This is a genomic window from Burkholderia sp. Bp9015 (genome assembly GCF_003853505.1).
Classification (GTDB): domain Bacteria; phylum Pseudomonadota; class Gammaproteobacteria; order Burkholderiales; family Burkholderiaceae; genus Burkholderia.
This window is the reverse complement of record NZ_QTPZ01000035.1, coordinates 1-16,655: the sequence shown is the minus strand read 5'-3', so window position 1 is coordinate 16,655 and position 16,655 is coordinate 1. Positions and strand designations below refer to the sequence as shown.

The 16,655-nt window shown below is 67.7% G+C and carries 14 protein-coding genes; 2 read left to right on the top strand and 12 right to left on the bottom strand.

What is annotated here, in order from left to right:
* Nucleotides 1–191 precede the first annotated feature (191 nt).
* From DIE12_RS29425 to aceK, 5 genes are all read right to left on the bottom strand, one after another.
* A complete protein-coding gene (locus DIE12_RS29425) occupies nt 192–1,451 on the bottom strand; it encodes a dienelactone hydrolase family protein (protein ID WP_124520652.1) in 1,260 nt (419 codons plus the stop codon).
* Nucleotides 1,452–1,558: 107 nt separating this feature from the next.
* Complete coding sequence (locus DIE12_RS29420) at nt 1,559–1,996, bottom strand: YchJ family protein (RefSeq protein ID WP_044846180.1); 438 nt, start codon at nt 1,994–1,996, stop codon at nt 1,559–1,561.
* A gap of 39 nt (nt 1,997–2,035) precedes the next feature.
* Nucleotides 2,036–2,713 carry an SDR family oxidoreductase gene (locus tag DIE12_RS29415; protein ID WP_044846181.1) on the bottom strand — a complete coding sequence of 226 codons (678 nt, stop codon included), beginning with the start codon at nt 2,711–2,713 and terminating at the stop codon, nt 2,036–2,038.
* Nucleotides 2,714–2,956: 243 nt separating this feature from the next.
* Nucleotides 2,957–3,724: a carbonate dehydratase gene (gene can / locus DIE12_RS29410; protein WP_124486578.1), complete on the bottom strand. Its 768-nt coding sequence runs from the start codon at nt 3,722–3,724 to the stop codon at nt 2,957–2,959.
* A 62-nt stretch (nt 3,725–3,786) separates the two neighbouring features.
* Entirely contained in the window at nt 3,787–5,616 is a 1,830-nt protein-coding gene (gene aceK / locus DIE12_RS29405) for a bifunctional isocitrate dehydrogenase kinase/phosphatase (RefSeq protein WP_124520653.1), read from the bottom strand.
* A gap of 337 nt (nt 5,617–5,953) precedes the next feature.
* On the opposite strand from aceK, the gene DIE12_RS29395 reads away from it, so the two are divergent.
* On the top strand, nt 5,954–7,030 hold the full coding sequence (locus DIE12_RS29395; protein ID WP_124520654.1) for an MBL fold metallo-hydrolase: 1,077 nt from the start codon (nt 5,954–5,956) through the stop codon (nt 7,028–7,030).
* Between the two features lie 175 nt (nt 7,031–7,205).
* Here the strand turns inward: DIE12_RS29395 and DIE12_RS29390 are convergent, their stop codons facing one another.
* From DIE12_RS29390 to argS, 6 genes are all read right to left on the bottom strand, one after another.
* Entirely contained in the window at nt 7,206–8,846 is a 1,641-nt protein-coding gene (locus tag DIE12_RS29390) for an ABC-F family ATP-binding cassette domain-containing protein (RefSeq protein ID WP_124520655.1), read from the bottom strand.
* Nucleotides 8,847–9,038: 192 nt separating this feature from the next.
* Nucleotides 9,039–10,634, bottom strand: coding sequence for an ABC transporter substrate-binding protein (locus tag DIE12_RS29385; RefSeq protein WP_124520657.1), 1,596 nt, complete (start codon nt 10,632–10,634; stop codon nt 9,039–9,041).
* A gap of 419 nt (nt 10,635–11,053) precedes the next feature.
* Nucleotides 11,054–11,827 (bottom strand): SDR family oxidoreductase, encoded by a 774-nt coding sequence (locus DIE12_RS29380; protein WP_124520659.1) that lies wholly within the window; start codon nt 11,825–11,827, stop codon nt 11,054–11,056.
* Nucleotides 11,828–11,846: 19 nt separating this feature from the next.
* Nucleotides 11,847–12,488 carry a thiol:disulfide interchange protein DsbA/DsbL gene (locus tag DIE12_RS29375; RefSeq protein WP_124520660.1) on the bottom strand — a complete coding sequence of 214 codons (642 nt, stop codon included), beginning with the start codon at nt 12,486–12,488 and terminating at the stop codon, nt 11,847–11,849.
* A gap of 69 nt (nt 12,489–12,557) precedes the next feature.
* Complete coding sequence (locus tag DIE12_RS29370) at nt 12,558–13,460, bottom strand: SPOR domain-containing protein (protein ID WP_124551441.1); 903 nt, start codon at nt 13,458–13,460, stop codon at nt 12,558–12,560.
* A 113-nt stretch (nt 13,461–13,573) separates the two neighbouring features.
* On the bottom strand, nt 13,574–15,355 hold the full coding sequence (gene argS, locus DIE12_RS29365; RefSeq protein ID WP_124520661.1) for an arginine--tRNA ligase: 1,782 nt from the start codon (nt 15,353–15,355) through the stop codon (nt 13,574–13,576).
* A 200-nt stretch (nt 15,356–15,555) separates the two neighbouring features.
* Here argS and DIE12_RS29360 point away from each other — a divergent pair, with 200 nt between their 5' ends.
* Nucleotides 15,556–15,879, top strand: coding sequence for a DUF1840 domain-containing protein (locus DIE12_RS29360; RefSeq protein WP_044846191.1), 324 nt, complete (start codon nt 15,556–15,558; stop codon nt 15,877–15,879).
* Nucleotides 15,880–16,000: 121 nt separating this feature from the next.
* Here the strand turns inward: DIE12_RS29360 and DIE12_RS29355 are convergent.
* The coding region (locus DIE12_RS29355; RefSeq protein ID WP_311768016.1) for a vitamin B12 dependent-methionine synthase activation domain-containing protein at nt 16,001–16,655 on the bottom strand (655 nt) is incomplete at its 5' end.

Below are 16,655 nucleotides of genomic sequence, written 5' to 3'. Positions count from 1 at the left end.
TTCGGAACAGGCGGGAAAAGTCCCGCAAAGGCTCTCAGCGGATGTTACGAGCGGGGTGCTCAGCCCGCGGACTCACAAGAGCGCGAGAACGGGCATGCGAACGCCGCTGCGGACCGCACGCTCACGAAACGGAAGAGGGGAAAGAGACGTGGGTAGAACGCGATCCTGACGCGCGTCGCGACACGCGCGCGTCAGCGCGAAGCCAAGGCGCGCGCGTCGGCGTCGCCGTTGTCGGCCGTCTGCGTCGCATTCGCGTTCCACACGACGCGGTCGTTGACCGCATACAGCTTGCATGCGCCCGCGCCCTGCTTCGAGCAGTTGTCGAGCGCGAGCGCCATCGGATCGTCGCCGCCTTCGGCCCACGACCACGCGCCTTCAGCCGACACCGCGAACGCACGGCTCGGATGCTGGCTCAGGAAGCGGCGATAGCCTTCGCGGCCGGCTGCGTCGAGGAACGGCACCGCCTCGACCGCGTCGATCGACGCATAGCCGGTCGCATTCGGCTCGTGCGGGTTCGCGACCGCATAGCGCACCGAGGTCGGCAGGTTCAGTTCCGCGAGGAACGCATGCACGGCCGGCCACCACACGGGCACGCCGTCGCGATCGACGATCAGCCGGTGCGCGTCGTCCTTGTAGCGGCCGAAATCGATGAACTGCGCCTGCGTGCCGTGCGACACGTAGGCGTCGTGCATCTGCGCGACGAGCGCGGGCGTCCACACCGAATCGTTGTCGCCGTACAGCCACAGCGACCGCACGGCCGTATGCGCGCCGTACTGGTCGAACGCGTCGACGAGATTGCGCTGCCAGCCGTCGCAGAGGTCCTGGCGCAGCCCGCCGGAGAAGTTGATGATGCCGCGCACGCCGGGCGCCGCCTCGGTACCGTATGCGACCGACACGAGGCCGCCGTGCGACGTGCCCGCGACGACGATGCGCGACGCATCGATGTACGACTGACGCGACATGTAGCGGACCGTCGCGTCGACGTCGGCGGCCTGCACGAGGCCGTTCTTGCCGACGTTGCAGCCTTCCTGCTGGTACGCGCCGCCCGAACCGGCGAAGCCCTGGCGGTTCGGCGCGATCACCGCATAGCCGCGGCGCACGAATTCACGCGCGAACGCGAGCGGCCGGCTGCGCGGCTGCTGGTGAAGATCGCCGGTGTTCTTGCCGTGGTTGAAGACGACGAGCGGGAACGGGCCGGGGCCGTTCGGCTTGAACAGCGTGGCCTCGAGCATCACGGCGCCCGAAGCATCGGCCGGAATGCTGACGATTTGTTCGTTGAGGTTCGCGGCGACCTGCGGGAGGCCCGAATCGCCGTAATCGAAGCGCTCGGCGTGGGCGAGCGAGCCGCTGGCCGTGGCCGCGCCAGATTGCGCGTTCGGCGCCGTACCGGCCTGAGCGGCCGACAGCGCGCAGGCCGCCATCCATCCCACCAATACCTTGCTGAACGCCATTCGTAAGCCCTGCCATGCAACATGACCAATCTGACGGCCATCCTAGCCCGACAAATTCAGGTTGTGCAATGCGGGAATTACCCGGCGTCTGACATGGCAACTATTTGTCAGCGTTCACTTACTTCGCCGTCGACATAGCGCCAGAAACCGTGCTCGTCGCGTGTGAAACGACTTGTCTCGTGGAGCCTGTACGCACGCCCGCCGACCTTGTAGCGGGCCACGAATTCGACCTCCGCGTGCTGTTCGTCGAGCCGGGCATGGCGTTTGACGGCGAGGCCGAGCCAGCGAGGCGCGTCGGGCGCATTCGGGTCCGCATCGAGATCGGCCGGGCAGGTGCGCGCGTCCCAGGTCGCGCGCAGATAGTCGGTCGCGCCGAGCACGTACGCGCTGTACCGCGAGCGCATCAATTCGAGGGCGGTCGGCGCGGCTTCGCCGCCGTCGATGAAGCGGCCGCAACAGGCCGCATAGCGCGGCGCCGGGGCTTTGCCGGCAGGGACGGGGGACGCGCCGCCGCACGGGCACGCGTCAGGTCGGTTCAAAATCATGCGATTCGGGAATTAACGACGCCGGGTTGTCATGCCGGCTCACCAGCTGAGCTCGACGCCGTCGTACTGGAAGAAACGGCCGTTGGCCTGCGACACGTCCGCGCCGGCTTCCGCGATCACGCGGCGCATGCCGGTCACGCTGGTCTCCGGATCGATCGCGGCCTGCGCGCCGCCCATGTCGGTGCGCACCCAGCCGGGATGGAGCGAGATGCAGGCGGCGTGGCGCGTCTGCAGCGATGCGATGCGCAGCACGTCGTTCAGCGCGGCCTTGCTCGCGCGGTACAGCCAGCCGGTCGTGCCGGTCGCCTCGGCGATGCTGCCCATCCGGCTCGAGACCACCGCCAGCACGCCGCGCGCGTCCTCGACGAGCGGCAGCAGGATCGGCAGCAGTTGCATCGGCCCGCGCACGTTCGTATGCATCACCGTGTCGAAATCCTCGGCGCCGATCGTTTCGACCCCTTCGGTGCGCGGCCCGTACACGCCCGACACGAGCACCGCCGCGTCGAGCCGTTCGCCGTCGAGCTTCCAGCCGAGCGCCGCGATCTGTTCGGGCTGCGCGATGTCGAGCGCATGCGCGTGCGCGCCGCGTTCGCGCAGTGCGGCAAGCGATGCGTCGTCGCGCGCGGTCGCGATCACGTTCCAGCCGTCGCGCCGGTATTGCCGGACGAATTCGCGTCCGAGGCCGCGCGATGCGCCGACGATCAGTACGGTTTTCATGTTCGCCGCTCCTTTGCATTGCACCGCCGTCGCGGCAGTGCCGGTGTCAGATCAGTTCGACGGCCGTCGCGGCCGCATGACCGCCGTTGCGCCGGCTGGCGTGTGCGCACGGCGCACCCGTCGCGCGACGGGATGCAGGGGGCGCGGCCCCGCCATCATGATGCACCTTCAGCCGGATGGCGCGCGGCGGGGCGCTGGCGTGCCGCGCCCGCGTGGCCGCGCACGTCGGCTACTTCGAGTCGGTTACTTCGCGTCGTCGCACGGCTTCAGCGTGGCGGCGACCGCCTGCGCGACGTCGTCGAGCCGCGCGGCGTCCGCCGCGACCATGTCGTTGTCGGGCGCGTGCTGGCCGCGCGCGGTCAGCGCCGCGACGCAGCGCTTGTAGGTTGCATCCAGCGCGTCGAAGCTCGACACGGCCATCCCGAGGTTGCGCATCCGCCCGTCGTGCACGCCGTACACGAGCCCGTGCACGGTGAGCGACTGGCCGCGCGCCCATGCGTCGTTGACGATCGTCGTGCGGCATACGTTGACGACCTGCTCGATCGAGTTCAGCTCGATCAGGCGGCGATAGCGCGCTTCGCCGACCGGCCATTCGTCGAGCAGTGCGGCGTGGCGTTCGCGCACGTCCTGCACGTGATGCAGCCAGTTGTCCGCGAGGCCGACGCGGCGGTTGTGCAGCGCCGCGTTCACGCCCGAGCAGCCGTAGTGGCCGACGACCATGATGTGCTTCACGCGCAGGATGTCGACCGCGAACTGGATCACCGACAGGCAGTTCAGGTCGCTGTGCACGACGACGTTCGCGATGTTACGGTGCACGAACACTTCGCCCGGCGGCAGGCCGATGATCTGGTTCGCGGGCACGCGCGAATCCGAGCAGCCGATCCACAGATATTCCGGCGCCTGCTGGTCGGCGAGACGCGCGAAGAAATCGGGATCGTCGGCGAGCTGGCGCTTGACCCAGGCGTCGTTGTTGTCGAACAGGTGTGAAAGCGGATTGTCTTGGGTATTCATCGGTGTGGATTCCGTTGGCGGAAGTCAGGTCGATAACGGGTTTGGTTCGATCGGACGGTGCGTCAGGCGGCGCGCTGCGCGTCGCTTGCGTCGTCGCCGGCGTCACCGGCGTCCGGCGTCGCGTCGAAGCGCTCGGGGTAGCGCACGCTGAAGCGCAGCGACACGTCGTACGGGTAAAAATCGGGCAACTCGCCCTGCAGCAGCTTGTCCTTGCTGGCCTGCCACAGCGCGGGTTCGAAAAAGTCCGCGTGATGCTTCATGAAGACCGTCCGCACGCGCGGGTCGCCGAGCAGGAACGGTCCGTAGGTTTCCGGAAAGATGTCGTGCGGGCCGACGGTATACCACGGTTCGCCGGACAGCTCGTCTTCCTCGTTGCGCGGCGGCGGCACGCGCCGCACGTTGCAGTCGGTCAGGTACTCGATCTCGTCGTAGTCGTAGAACACGACGCGGCCGTGGCGCGTGACGCCGAAGTTCTTGTAAAGCATGTCGCCGGGGAAGATGTTGGCCTTCATCAACTCCTTCACCGCGTTGCCGTACTCCTTCACGCCGTGCTCGACGTCCGCGTCGGTGCCGTTCTGCAGGTACAGGTTGAGCGGCGTCATGCGGCGCTCGATGTACAGGTGCTTGATCACGAGGTTGTCGTCCTCGTATTCGAGCAGCGACGGCACTTCCTTTTCCAGCTCGCGCACGAGCGCATGGTCGAGCCGCGACAGCGGCAGCGCGACGCTCGAATACTCGAGCGTATCGGCCATCCGCCCGAGACGGTCGTGGCGCTTCACGAGCTGGTACTTCTCCATGATCTGCGCGCGCGTCGTTTCCTTCGGCGGCGGGAACTGATCCTTGATGATCTTGAACACGTACGGGAACGACGGCAGCGTGAACACGAGCATCACGAGGCCCTTGATCCCGGGCGCGATGATGAAGCGGTCGCTCGAATGCGACAGGTGGTGCAGCAGGTCGCGGTAGAACAGGTTCTTGCCCTGCTTCTGCAGGCCGACCGACGTGTAGATCTCGGCCTTCGGCTTGCCCGGCATGATCGTGCAGAGAAAATCCACGTACGCGGACGGCACGCCCATGTCGACGAGGAAATACGAGTGCGAGAAGCTGAAGATGATCTGCAGCAGGTCGCGGCGCAGCAGCACGGTGTCGAGCGCGAGCAGGCCCGGGCGCACGTGGCGGATCGGCACCGCGAACGGCAGCACGCGATCGGCGTTGATGATGCGGCCGACGATGTACGCGCTCTTGTTGCGGAAGAACAGCGACGACAGCACGTGGATCTGGAAATTCGGCGCGGCGTCGAACTGGCCGAATTCGTCGCTGATCGCCTGCATCACGCAGCCGATGTCGCGCGTGAGATCCTCGAACGGCGGCTCGAGCTGGAAGTTCGTGACGATGCGCTCGAGCGTGGCCGCGAGCCCGTCGGTGCCCGGGTAGTACGCGCGATAGGTCGGCTTTGCGGCCGGCTCGTCGTTCTCGAGGTATTCGGTCGAGATCGCGGGCCGCACGAAGATGAAATCGTTGCTGAAATACGAGCGGTGCAGGATCTTGCAGCACACCGAATTGAAGAACGTTTCCGCGCACTCGGGCTGGCGGTGCGACGTGAGCAGGCCGATGTAGTGCAGCTTGATCTGCTGCCACACCTCGTCGTCGATGTTCTCCGCGTCGTATTCGTCCTCCAGCAGCTCGACGCACTCCTGCACGCGATCGTCGTACGACGTGATCCGCTCGCGCGCGAGCCGCTGCAGGCCGTGCCAGTCGGCGCGCTCGAATAGCGTCTTCGCCTCGACGGCGGCTTCCCGGAAGATCCGGTAGTGGCGGTCGAAGTATTCGAGCATCGTCTGCGCGACGTCGAAGCCGATTTGCGACGACAGCAGTTTGGGGAAGTGATTCATCGCGTGCAGGCTCGTTGAAGAGGGGCTGTAAGCACTCGCCATTTTAGCGCCCAAGTCGGCGTTTCAATGACTTTCGGGGTCCCGCGCCCAAGCGCCGTCAATGGGCGGGTTGCTCGCCGTTGCATGCCGTTCGATGCATCTTCGCGTAAAGATACGGGTACGGAACCGATTCTGACACGAACTTTTTTTGACCGTCCGGCGCGCGCCGGCACGCGTTTCGCGCGACGGCGATAGAATCGACGCGATGCCCGCCGCGGCATGCCGCGCGCTCCTGCACTTGCATTCGCACCCGCGCCCGCATTCGCATTCGCACCGATAACGACGAGACACCCCACCGATGAACGCACTGGAACACCAACTCGACTATCCCTTCGCCGACACGCTGCCCGTCGCGGGCGACACGTTCGAGGTCGCGCCCGGCGTGCGCTGGCTGCGCATGCCGCTGCCGTTTTCGCTCGATCACATCAATCTCTGGCTGCTGCGCGACGAGATCGACGGACAGGCCGGCTGGACGATCGTCGACTGCGGTATCTCGTCGGATGCGATCCGTACGCACTGGGAACAGATCTTCGACACGCATCTCGACGGGCTGCCGGTGCTGCGCGTGCTCGTCACGCATTGCCATCCCGATCACTTCGGCCTGGCGAACTGGATCTGCGAAGGCGGCGACCGGCGCCGCTGGAACGTGCGGCTGTGGATGACGCTCGGCGAATACATGTTCGGCTGCCTGATGGCGGCCGGCAACGGCTCGAACGCCGGCGGCGCGGCCGCCGCCGATCACTTCGCGCGTCACGGGCTGACCGATCCGGCCGCGCTCGACAAGCTGCGCAACCGTCGCAGCTATTACTCGGACCTCGTGCCGGCCGTGCCGCCGCGCTACCGGCGCCTGCGCGAAGGCGACCCGGTGACGATCGGCGCGCGCACGTGGCGCGTCGTCACCGGCTACGGCCATTCGCCTGAACATTGCGCGCTCTACAGCGAAGCGGACGGCGTGCTGATCTCCGGCGACATGGTGCTGCCGCGCATCTCGACCAACGTGTCCGTGTTCGATCTCGAACCGGAAGCGAACCCGCTCGCGCTGTACCTCGAATCGCTCGGCCGCTACGAGACGATGGCGCCCGACACGCTCGTGCTGCCGTCGCACGGCAAGCCGTTCCGCGGCGTGCGCACCCGCATCGCGCAACTGCGCGCGCACCACGACGCGCGGCTCGACGAAGTGCGCGTCGCCTGCGCGGAGAAGCCGGCGAGCGCCGCCGACATCGTGCCGATCATGTTCCGCCGCCGCGAGCTCGACATCCATCAGATGACGTTCGCGCTCGGCGAGGCGCTCGCGCACCTGAACCTGCTGTGGCTTGCGGGCGAACTCGTGCGCGAGCAGGGCGACGACGGCGTGATTCGCTTCGCGCGGGCCTGAGCGCTGCCGGCCCGACGTTCCCTCGTTTTCAGCGTTCAACCCGGTCCGTGCCGTTCCAACAACGCGAAATCCGTCGTCCCTATCGGCAAAGGCCTGCTCGAATCGGAGCGGCTCGTCAGGCAGCGGTTCGTCGAATCGGACATCACGCGAAACGACGAACGACCGTGAGCGTCAATCACGCGACGGGTTCGTAACGCCACCCGTCGCGCTGCCATTGCATCGTGTGCGTCGGCGCGAGCGCCGCGAGAAACGCGGCGTCGTGCGACGCGACCACCAGCGCACCGGGGAAGCCGGCCAGCGCGGCTTCGATCGCGCGCACCGATTCGAGATCGAGGTGATTGGTCGGCTCGTCGAGCAGCAGCAGCTGCGCGGGCGTGCCGCGCCACAACGCGCACGCGAGCGCGGCTTTCAACCGCTCGCCGCCGCTCAGGCGCTGCACCGGCTGCGTCGCGCGCGCGGCATCGAGCTGCAGCAGCGCGAGCCGGCTGCGCAGCTCGCCTTCGGCGAGCGGCGTAGCGAGGCTGCCCAACTGGTCGACGATCGAGCGCTCGGGATCGAGCAGCGCGAGCCGCTGGTCGAGATACGCGGCGCTCACGTGCGTCGCGCAGGTGCCCGCGCGCGGCGCGAGTTCGCCGGAGAGCATGCGCAGCAACGTCGATTTTCCGCAGCCGTTCGGGCCCGTCAGCGCGATGCGCACCGGGCCGCTGGCCGACCACGTGATCGCGTCCGCGCGCCCGGCGGTGCGCCACGGCAGTCGGGCGCGCTCGAGCGTGAACAGCTGGCGGCGCGCGCTGACCTCGGTGCCCGGCAGCGACACGAGCACCGGCGCGTCGGCTTCGACGCGCGCGGCTGCGTCCTGCACGCGTTCGTCGAGCGTCGCCTTGAACGCGCTCTGGTCGCGGCGCACCTGCCCCATGATGTTGCGCGCGGCGCCCTTGCGCCGCTGCTTCGCGCCCGACGACAGGTTGGCCGTCTTCGCATCGCGCAGCGAGCCGGCCGCGTGGCGCTGGATCGTGTCGTGTTCCTGTTCGAGCCGGCGCCTGGCGCGCCCGCGCTCGGTGCGCGCATGCTCGAGCGCGGCCTGCGCGGCATCCTGTTCCGCGTCGCGTTGCGCGCGATACAGCGCGTAGTTGCCGCCGTAAGTACGCACGCCGTGCGGCGTCAGCTCGACGATGCGCTGCACGTGCGCGAGCAGCGCGCGGTCATGGCTGACGATCACGATGCCGCCGCGCCAGCCGTCGAGTGCCGTGCGCAGCCACGCGCGGCCCGGCGCGTCGAGGTGGTTGGTCGGTTCGTCGAGCACCAGCAGCCCGGCCTCCGAGAGCAACGCGCCGATCAGCGCGACGCGCGCCATCTGGCCGCCGCTCAACGCATGTGCCGGTGTATCGGCGCGCACGTCGTGCAGGCCGGCTGCGTCGAGCGCCGCGCGCAGCCGCTCGGCGAGGTCCCAGCGATCGCCGATCAGGTCGAAGTCGTGTGCGCTCGCGCGGCCGTCCGCGAGGCGCGCGAGGGCCGCGAGCGGCGCATCGAGCGTGGCGAATTCCGCGACGGTCCGCGTGGTGTCCGGTGCGTCGTCGTGCTGCTGCGCGACGTAGGCGACGGGCGTGTGCCGGTCGATCGCGCCCGCGCTCGGCGTGCGCCGGCCGGCGATCAGTTGCGCGAGCAGGCTCTTGCCGGCGCCGTTGCGGCCGACGATGCCCGTCGGCGTGCGGTCGATGGAAAGGTCGAGCGAATCGAACAGCGTGACGCCGTCGTCGAAGCGGAAGGAAACGTGATGAAGCGCGACGAGCGCGCCGGTCGGCGTGGCAGCAGCCATAAGCACCTCCGAAAATGCGTGAAACCCTTCGCGCGCGGCGTGCGAGGCACGGCGGCGAAAACATTTTTGGGAAGGCTTAGTTGTTCACTTCGGCTGGCGTCCGGTATGAGGAATGAGCGCGCAGTGTAGCAAGCGCGGCGCGCGGGCCGCAAGCGACGGGCCGGGGCGCCGTCGCTTGCGCGCCACGCGCGGTTACTGCACGGCGACTGCCGCGAAGTTCTGCCGGCCGAACGGGCTGACGTGATAGCCGCTCACGTTCGCACGCGTGAGCGCGGCCGCGGTCGGGTAGCCGAGCGGAATCCACAGCGCCTCGTCATGGATGATCTTCTGCGCCGATTCGTACAGCTTCGCGCGCTTGCTCTGGTCGGCGGTCGACTTGCCGTCGGCGATCAGCTTGTCGAGCTGCGCGTCGCAGAAGCGCGCGAAGTTGATGCCCGACTTCACCGCGTTGCAGCTGAACAGCGGCGACAGGTAGTTGTCCGGATCGCCGTTGTCGCCGGCCCAGCCCATGAACAGCATGTCATGCTGGCCGAGCTTCGCCTGCTTGATCAGCTCGCCCCACTCGATCACCTTCACCTCGGCCTTCACACCGATCTTCGCGAGGTCGGCCTGCAGCAGTTCCGCGCCGGCCTTCGGGTTCGGGTTCAGCACGCTGCCGGTCGGGCGCGTCCAGATCGTCGTCGAGAAGCCGTTCGGGAAACCGGCCGACGCGAGCAGCTGCTTCGCCTTCGCGGGATCGTACGTATACGGCGCGACGTCCTTCGCGTAGCTCCACGTGTTCGGCGGATACGGGTTGTTCGCGGCCGTCGCCGTGTTGTCGAACACCACCTTCAGGTAGGTCGCGCGATCGAACGCGAGGTTCAGCGCCTCGCGCACCTTGTCGTTGTCGAGCGGCTTCTTCTGCGTGTTCAGCGCGACGAACGCGGTCATGAACGCGGGCGTCTGCACGACCTTCAGCGCGCCTTCGCCCTTCGCGGCGAGCACGTCCTGCGGTTTCGGCGACAGCGCGATCTGGCATTCGCCGGCCTTCACCTTTTGCATGCGCACCGACGGGTCGGGCGTGATCGCGTAGATCAGCCGGTCGACCTTCGGCTTCGCGCCCCAGTAGGCCGGGTTCACGTCGTAGCGGATCAGCGCGTCCTTCGTGTAGCTCTTCAGCACGAACGGGCCGGTGCCGATCGGCTTCGCGTTCAGGTCGGCCTGCTTGCCGGCCTTCAGCAGCTGGTCCGCGTATTCGGCCGAGTAGATCGACGCGAAGCCCATCGTCAGGATCGGCACGAACGTCGCGTTCGGCTCGTTCAGCACGAACTTCACCGTGTTGTCGTCGACCTTCGTGACCGACTTCACGAGTTTCACGAGGCCCATCGACTGCGCGTGCGGGAAGCCGCTCGCGCCGGCCACCTTGTGCCACGGGTTCGCATCGTCGAGCATCCGCGAGAACGTGAACACGACGTCGTCCGCGTTCAGCGGGCGGCCCGGCTTGAAGTAGTCGGTGGTCTGGAACGCGACGTTCGGGCGCAGATGGAACGTGTACGTGAGGCCGTCGGCGCTCGCTTCCCATTTGTCGGCGAGCGCGGGCACGACCTTCTTCGCCGCTTCGTCGTACGACACGAGCGTGTTGAAGATCACGTCGGCCGATGCGTTGGTCGTGACGAGCGAGTTGTACTGCACGACGTCGAAGCCGTCCGGGCTCGATTCCGTGCAGACGGTGAGCGGCTTGGCGGCGGCGAGGCCGGGGGCGGCGAGGGCGGCGGCGACGGCGGCCGCGGCGAACAGCTTGACGTGCATAGGTTCTCCCACGTTGCTTGTGATTTTTGCTGGGTGTCGGAATGCGGGCGTGGCCCGGTAACAGGCGGGGCCGGCGCGGCTGGCGGATAGCATACCGTCAAAGCGCGCGGTGCGTGAAAAAAGGCGCCGGAACGCAGCGAATTGAGCGAGAAACGGCTGCGTTCGCGACGGAATGCGTGCTGGGGCGGCGCAGCGGCGGGGAGATGAGACAGGCGCGACGGCGAACGACCGGCGGCCGAGATGGGGGGCGGGGAAAGCGCAGGCCAAAGCGGATCGGCGAGGATCGGTGCTGATCGACGCGAATCGGCTGGATCACCGAATCACCGAATCACCGAATCACCAGAATCGGCAGAATCGCCGCGCCGGCTGCGGCGAGTCGTGTGGAAGGAGGAGCGGTGCGTGCGACGTTGGCGCCGCACTCAATGCGCGCCGGCCTTCGGCTTGCGCGGTGCCTTCTCGAACAGGCGGTCGTAGAGCCAGCGCGGCAGCACGTGCAGCACCTTCGCGACGACGCCCATCTGCCACGGAATCACGCGGAACGCGTGCTGCCGCGCGATCGCGCGCGCGGCGCGGGCCGCGAAGCGGTCGGCGTCCATCAGGAACGGCATCCGGTACGGGTTGTGCGCGGTCATCGGCGTGCGGATGTAGCCGGGCGCGATCGTCACGACGCCGACACCGGCCGGGCGCAGTTCGACGCGCAGCGCCTCGAGATACTTGATCGCGGCCGATTTGGACGCGCTGTACGCACCTGACCCGGGCAGGCCGCGCACGCCGGCGACGCTCGCGACGCCGACCAGCGTTCCGTGGCGCGCGGCCGTCATCGGGCCGACGAACGGCTCGAACGTCGCGACCATCCCGTAGTAGTTGATGTCCATCACGTTGCGGAACGTGGCGAGATCGCCCTGGCCCGTGACGGCGCCCTGGCTGATGCCAGCGTTCGCGATCACGACGTCGGGGCAGCCGTGCGCGGCGATGAACGACGCGGCGGCCGTCGCGAGCGCGTCGGCGTCGCGCACGTCGGCGGAATAGACGGAGACGGACAGCTTGGGAAAGCGTCGCGCGAACGTATCGAGGGCATCAGTGCGGCGCGCGACGAGGGCGAGCGTGGCGCCCTGGCGGGCGTATTCCTCGGCCATCGCGAGGCCGAGCCCGCTCGACGCGCCGGTGATGAAGACCTTCAGCGGAGTAGTCATGCCGGCGCGCGGGCGGGGATCAGAGCTTCTTGTCCTGAACCTGCTTCACGAGGTAGTCGAGCACCTGCGCGGTACCCGGGATGCTGTTCGTGTAAGCCGGGCCCGTCTTGTACTTGCCCTGGACCACGATCGTCGGCACGCCGTCGATCGCGTAGTTCTTCAGCAGCTCGGCCGACTGCTTCACCTGGCCCTGCACGCTGAACGAGTTGTACGCGTCCATGAACTGCTTCTTGTCGACGCCCTGCGTCGCCAGGAAGTCGGCCTGCGCCTGCGGCGTCAGCAGGTAGTTCTTCTGCTTGTGGATCGCGTTGAAGATCGCCGGCGTGACCTTCTCCGAAATGCCGAGCGCCGACACCGCGTAGAACAGCTTCGAGTGCGGGAGGAAATCGTCGCGGAAGGCGACCGGCACGCGCTTGAAGTCGATGTTGTTGCCCTGCTTCTTCACCCAGGCCTCGACCGTCGGCTCGAATTCGTAGCAGTGCGGGCAGCCGTACCAGAAGAACTCGATGACTTCGACCTTGCCGGCCGGCGCGGACACCGGCTGCGGCGACTTCATCACCTCGAAGTCCTTGCCGGACACCGGCGCCGTGGGCGAAGCCTGGGCGAAGCCGGCTGCGGCCAGGCCGAGGGACAGAAGGAGCGTGCTAAGCAGTTTTTTCATGTTGTGGACGTCGAATCAGTTGCTCGGGTTACGAAACGTAACGGGTTCTGCGTGGGCGCGGCCGGTTGCTTACTGCTTCGTGAAACGGATCACCGCCGTGTCGACACCTGCATCGGACAGGCGCTGGCGGGCCGAGTTCATATCCTCGAATTTCGAGAACGGGCCGACGCGCACGCGGAAATAGGTCACGCCGCTGACATCGCGCTTCGACACCTTCGACTCGAAGCCCTGGAAGCCCAGCCGCGCGCGCTGCTGCTCGGCGTCGCCTTCCGTCTTGTACGCACCGACCTGCAGGAAGTAGCCGGTGTTCGCGTCGCTTGCGGTCGGCGGCTTCGCTGCCGCGGCGGACGTCGCGGACGGCGCCGGCTTCGGCGTGTTCGCGGCCAGTTGCTGTTGCTGCTGTTTCTGCGCGGCAGCCTGCTGCGCCTGCTTCTGCGCGGCGAAGCGCGCGAGGTCGTCCTCGCCGCCTTGCTGCTGCTGTTGCTGCGCCTGTTGCGTCTTCTTCGGCGGCGGCGGGTTGTCGGCCGGCTTCGGCGCGACGGCGACGCCATTGCCCGACGACGCGTTGTTCGATGCGGTGGTGTTGCTCGAGCCGCTGGTGTTGCCGGAGCCGTTCGTGTTGCCCGACGGCGGCACTTCGACGATCTGCGGTTCGGGCAGCAGGCCGCCCTGGGTCTGGTTCGCGGCCTGGCCCGGCGCGGTGTTGGGCGGCGCGGATTGCGCGGCCTGCGGCACCGGCTGGCCGGGCGTCTTGCCTTGCAGCGCGCGGTTCGGGTCGAACTGCTGCGGCTGGCTCGCGGCGTTGTCGGCCGGCGGCGGCGCGACCTTCGACACGAACGGCGACGGCGACCGCGTGATGTAGAGCGCCACCACCACCGCGATCGCGAGGCCGACGATCAGGCCCAGCACGATTCCAAGAAATGTCCCTCCGGCTTGTTTCGATTGCTTCGAAGTTCGGCGTGGTTGTGCCATTGCTTGAGTCACCTGCAAAAAGAATCGTGAAAAGGCTGCGACGGGCATCCGGCGGCGGGTGCTCCCGTCGCAGGCGCGCCTGCCGCAGCCATTCGCTGCCCGGTCCGGGCCGCTTACATCTTGGCGGGCGCGGACACGCCGAGCACCGCCAGGCCGTTCTCGAGCACTTGCCGGGTCGCGGCGAGGAGCGCGGCGCGCGCGTTGCGCGGCGCTTCGTCGTCGACCAGCACGCGCTCCGCATTGTAGAACGAGTGGAATTCACCAGCGAGATCGCGCAGGTAGAACGCGACCGCGTGCGGCGCCAGTTCGTTCGCCGCGTGCGTGAGCATGTCCGGATACTCGGCGAGCTTCTGCATCAGCGACACGGCCTGCGGGCTCGTGAGCTGCGACAGGTCGGCACCCGGCAGCTGCGCCGCTTCGACGTTGTAGCGGGACTTCAGTTCGTTGAGCACCGAGCAGATCCGCGCATGCGCGTACTGGACGTAATAGACCGGGTTCTCGTCGTTCTGTTTCAGCGCGAGGTCGATGTCGAACACGAATTCGGTGTCGGCCTTGCGGGAGATCAGGAAGAAACGGACCGCGTCGCGGCCGCGCGTGATGGTCGCCTCGTCGATCAGGTCGGGGGCTGCTTCCTGGCCCGGCGTCGCGCCGCCCGACCATTCGATCAGGTCGCGCACCGTCACGTAGCTGCCCGCGCGCTTCGACAGCTTCACTTCCTGGCCGTCGCGCATCACGGTGACCATCTTGTGCAGCACGTAGTCGGGATAGCCCTTCGGGATGCCGATGTGCAGGCCCTGCAGGCCCGCGCGCACGCGCGCGATCGTGCCATGGTGGTCCGAACCCTGGATGTTGATCACCTTCGAGAAGCCGCGCTCCCACTTCGTCACGTGGTACGCGACGTCCGGCACGAAGTACGTGTACGTGCCGTCCGTCTTGCGCATCACGCGATCCTTGTCGTCGCCCTCGTCGGTCGTGCGCAGCCACAGCGCGCCGTCCTGCTCGTAGGTCATGCCGGCCTTGATCAGCGCGTCGACCGTCTTCTCGACCCGGCCTTCGCTGTACAGCGACGACTCGAGGTAGTACTGGTCGAATTTCACGCCGAACGCCTGGAGGTCCATGTCCTGCTCGTGACGCAGGTACGCGACCGCGAACTTGCGGATCGCGTCGAGATCGTCGATGTCGCCCGCGCCGGTGACCGGCTCGCCGTCCTTCGCGGCAACCGTCTCGCGGTTCAGGTAGTCGCGTGCGATGTCGGCGATGTATTCGCCGTTGTACGCGGCTTCCGGCCAGCCCGCGTCGCCCGGCTTCAGGCCGCGCGCGCGCGCCTGCGTCGAGATCGCGAGGTTGCCGATCTGCACGCCGGCGTCGTTGTAGTAGAACTCGCGGTGCACCGCGTAGCCCTGGCTCGCGATCACGTTCGCGAGCACGTCGCCGAGCGCCGCCTGGCGGCCGTGGCCGACGTGCAGCGGGCCGGTCGGGTTGGCCGACACGAATTCGAGCAGCACCTGCTTGCCCTTTTCGCGATCCGACGTGCCGAACGCGCGGCCCTGGTCGAACACGGCGGCGATCACCGCCTGCTTCGCGGCGGCCGTCAGGCGCAGGTTGATGAAGCCGGGGCCGGCGATTTCGGCCGCGTCGACGAGCCCTTGCGCGGCCGGCTGGGCCGTCAGCGCGGCGACGATCTGCTCGGCGAGCTGGCGCGGGTTCGTGCCGAGCGGCTTGGCGAGCTGCATCGCGACGTTGCACGCGACGTCGCCGTGCGCGGCGACCTTCGGGCGCTCGAGCGTGATGGCCGGGGCGACGAACGCTGCGTCGGCGCCTTTCAGCGCGTGTGCGACCTGCGTGACGCTATCCGCGAGCAGGGCTTCGAGGGTCTGTTTGTGAGCTGGCAGCATGCTGGTAGAAGGCTTCGTTGGTGGCGGCCGGAAACGCCGGCCGGCCGGCGCGCTTTTTAAGCGCGCGTTTCAGGGATCGCAGAATTTTAACAGGTGCTAATATGCCGCTCAGGCGCCCCGCGTCCGCGAGGCCGGACGCCGGCCTGCCGGCGTCCCCCAACCGCGCCGCGCAGGCACAACAAGATGAAAAGGGAATAGTCATGATTACGTTCAAGAGCAAGGCGGCACAGGATCTCGACGTGCTGAAGGATTTCGCCGTATACGTGCTGGGCCTCGTCGGCAAGCAATTGGGCGAACGCGGTGTCATTACGCACGACGAACTGGACCACGCGATCGCGAAGCTGGAAGGCGCGGTCGCGCAGGCGAAGCAGGAGCGTGCCGAGCACGCCGGCCATTTCCACGAGGACGAAGACGACCACGCGCACCACGAAGTGCCGCCGAGCTTGGCGCAGCGCGTCGCACCGTTCCTGACGATGCTGCGCGAAGCGAAGGCCGGTCAGGCCGACGTGCACTGGGGCTTCTGAGCCGCGTTGCCCGCCTGACCCGATCGCGAGATCGCAAAGGCGCATGAAAAAGCCCGCTCGATGCGGGCTTTTTGATTTCGTCTGATCAAAAGGGCGGCGAACCGCCCCGGTCGTGCCCGGATCAGAGTTGCGGCGCGAGCGCGCGGCGCGCGTCGTCGAGCGACAGCTGCATTCGTTGCGCGTAGTCGTCGAGCTGATCCTGCCCGATTTTGCCGACCGAGAAGTAGCGGCTGTCCGGATGCGCGAGGTAGAAGCCCGACACGCTCGCCGCCGGCAGCATCGCCAGCGAATCGGTCACGCTCATCCCGATTTCGTCCGCGTGCAGCGCGGCGAACATGTCGCGTTTCACGAGATGGTCGGGGCAGGCCGGGTAGCCGGGCGCCGGGCGGATGCCCGCGTACTTTTCGGCGATCAGCGCGTCGTTGTCGAGCGTCTCGCCGCTCGCGTAGCCCCACAGCTCGCGGCGCACGCGCGCGTGCATCGCTTCGGCGAACGCTTCCGCGAAGCGGTCGGCGAGCGCCTTCAGCATGATCGCGCTGTAGTCGTCGTGGTCGGCTTCGAACTGCCTTTCCTTCACGTCGACGCCGAGGCCGGCCGTCACCGCGAACATGCCGATGTAGTCGGCGACGCCCGATTCCTTCGGCGCGATGAAGTCGGCAAGCGAGCGGTTCGGGCGCATCACGCCGTCGACCACCGGACGCACGCTCTGCTGGCGCAGGTTGCGCCACGTCATCAGCACTTCGGAGCGCGACTCGTCGGTGTAGATCTCGATGTCG

Coding starts and splice junctions, on each gene's coding strand:
- DIE12_RS29425 (WP_124520652.1), bottom strand. CDS start 1,451: ATGGCGTTCAGCAAGGTATTGGTGGGATGGATGGCGGCCTGCGCGCTG.
- DIE12_RS29420 (WP_044846180.1), bottom strand. CDS start 1,996: ATGATTTTGAACCGACCTGACGCGTGCCCGTGCGGCGGCGCGTCCCCC.
- DIE12_RS29415 (WP_044846181.1), bottom strand. CDS start 2,713: ATGAAAACCGTACTGATCGTCGGCGCATCGCGCGGCCTCGGACGCGAA.
- can (WP_124486578.1), bottom strand. CDS start 3,724: ATGAATACCCAAGACAATCCGCTTTCACACCTGTTCGACAACAACGAC.
- aceK (WP_124520653.1), bottom strand. CDS start 5,616: ATGAATCACTTCCCCAAACTGCTGTCGTCGCAAATCGGCTTCGACGTC.
- DIE12_RS29395 (WP_124520654.1), top strand. CDS start 5,954: ATGAACGCACTGGAACACCAACTCGACTATCCCTTCGCCGACACGCTG.
- DIE12_RS29390 (WP_124520655.1), bottom strand. CDS start 8,846: ATGGCTGCTGCCACGCCGACCGGCGCGCTCGTCGCGCTTCATCACGTT.
- DIE12_RS29385 (WP_124520657.1), bottom strand. CDS start 10,634: ATGCACGTCAAGCTGTTCGCCGCGGCCGCCGTCGCCGCCGCCCTCGCC.
- DIE12_RS29380 (WP_124520659.1), bottom strand. CDS start 11,827: ATGACTACTCCGCTGAAGGTCTTCATCACCGGCGCGTCGAGCGGGCTC.
- DIE12_RS29375 (WP_124520660.1), bottom strand. CDS start 12,488: ATGAAAAAACTGCTTAGCACGCTCCTTCTGTCCCTCGGCCTGGCCGCA.
- DIE12_RS29370 (WP_124551441.1), bottom strand. CDS start 13,460: ATGGCACAACCACGCCGAACTTCGAAGCAATCGAAACAAGCCGGAGGG.
- argS (WP_124520661.1), bottom strand. CDS start 15,355: ATGCTGCCAGCTCACAAACAGACCCTCGAAGCCCTGCTCGCGGATAGC.
- DIE12_RS29360 (WP_044846191.1), top strand. CDS start 15,556: ATGATTACGTTCAAGAGCAAGGCGGCACAGGATCTCGACGTGCTGAAG.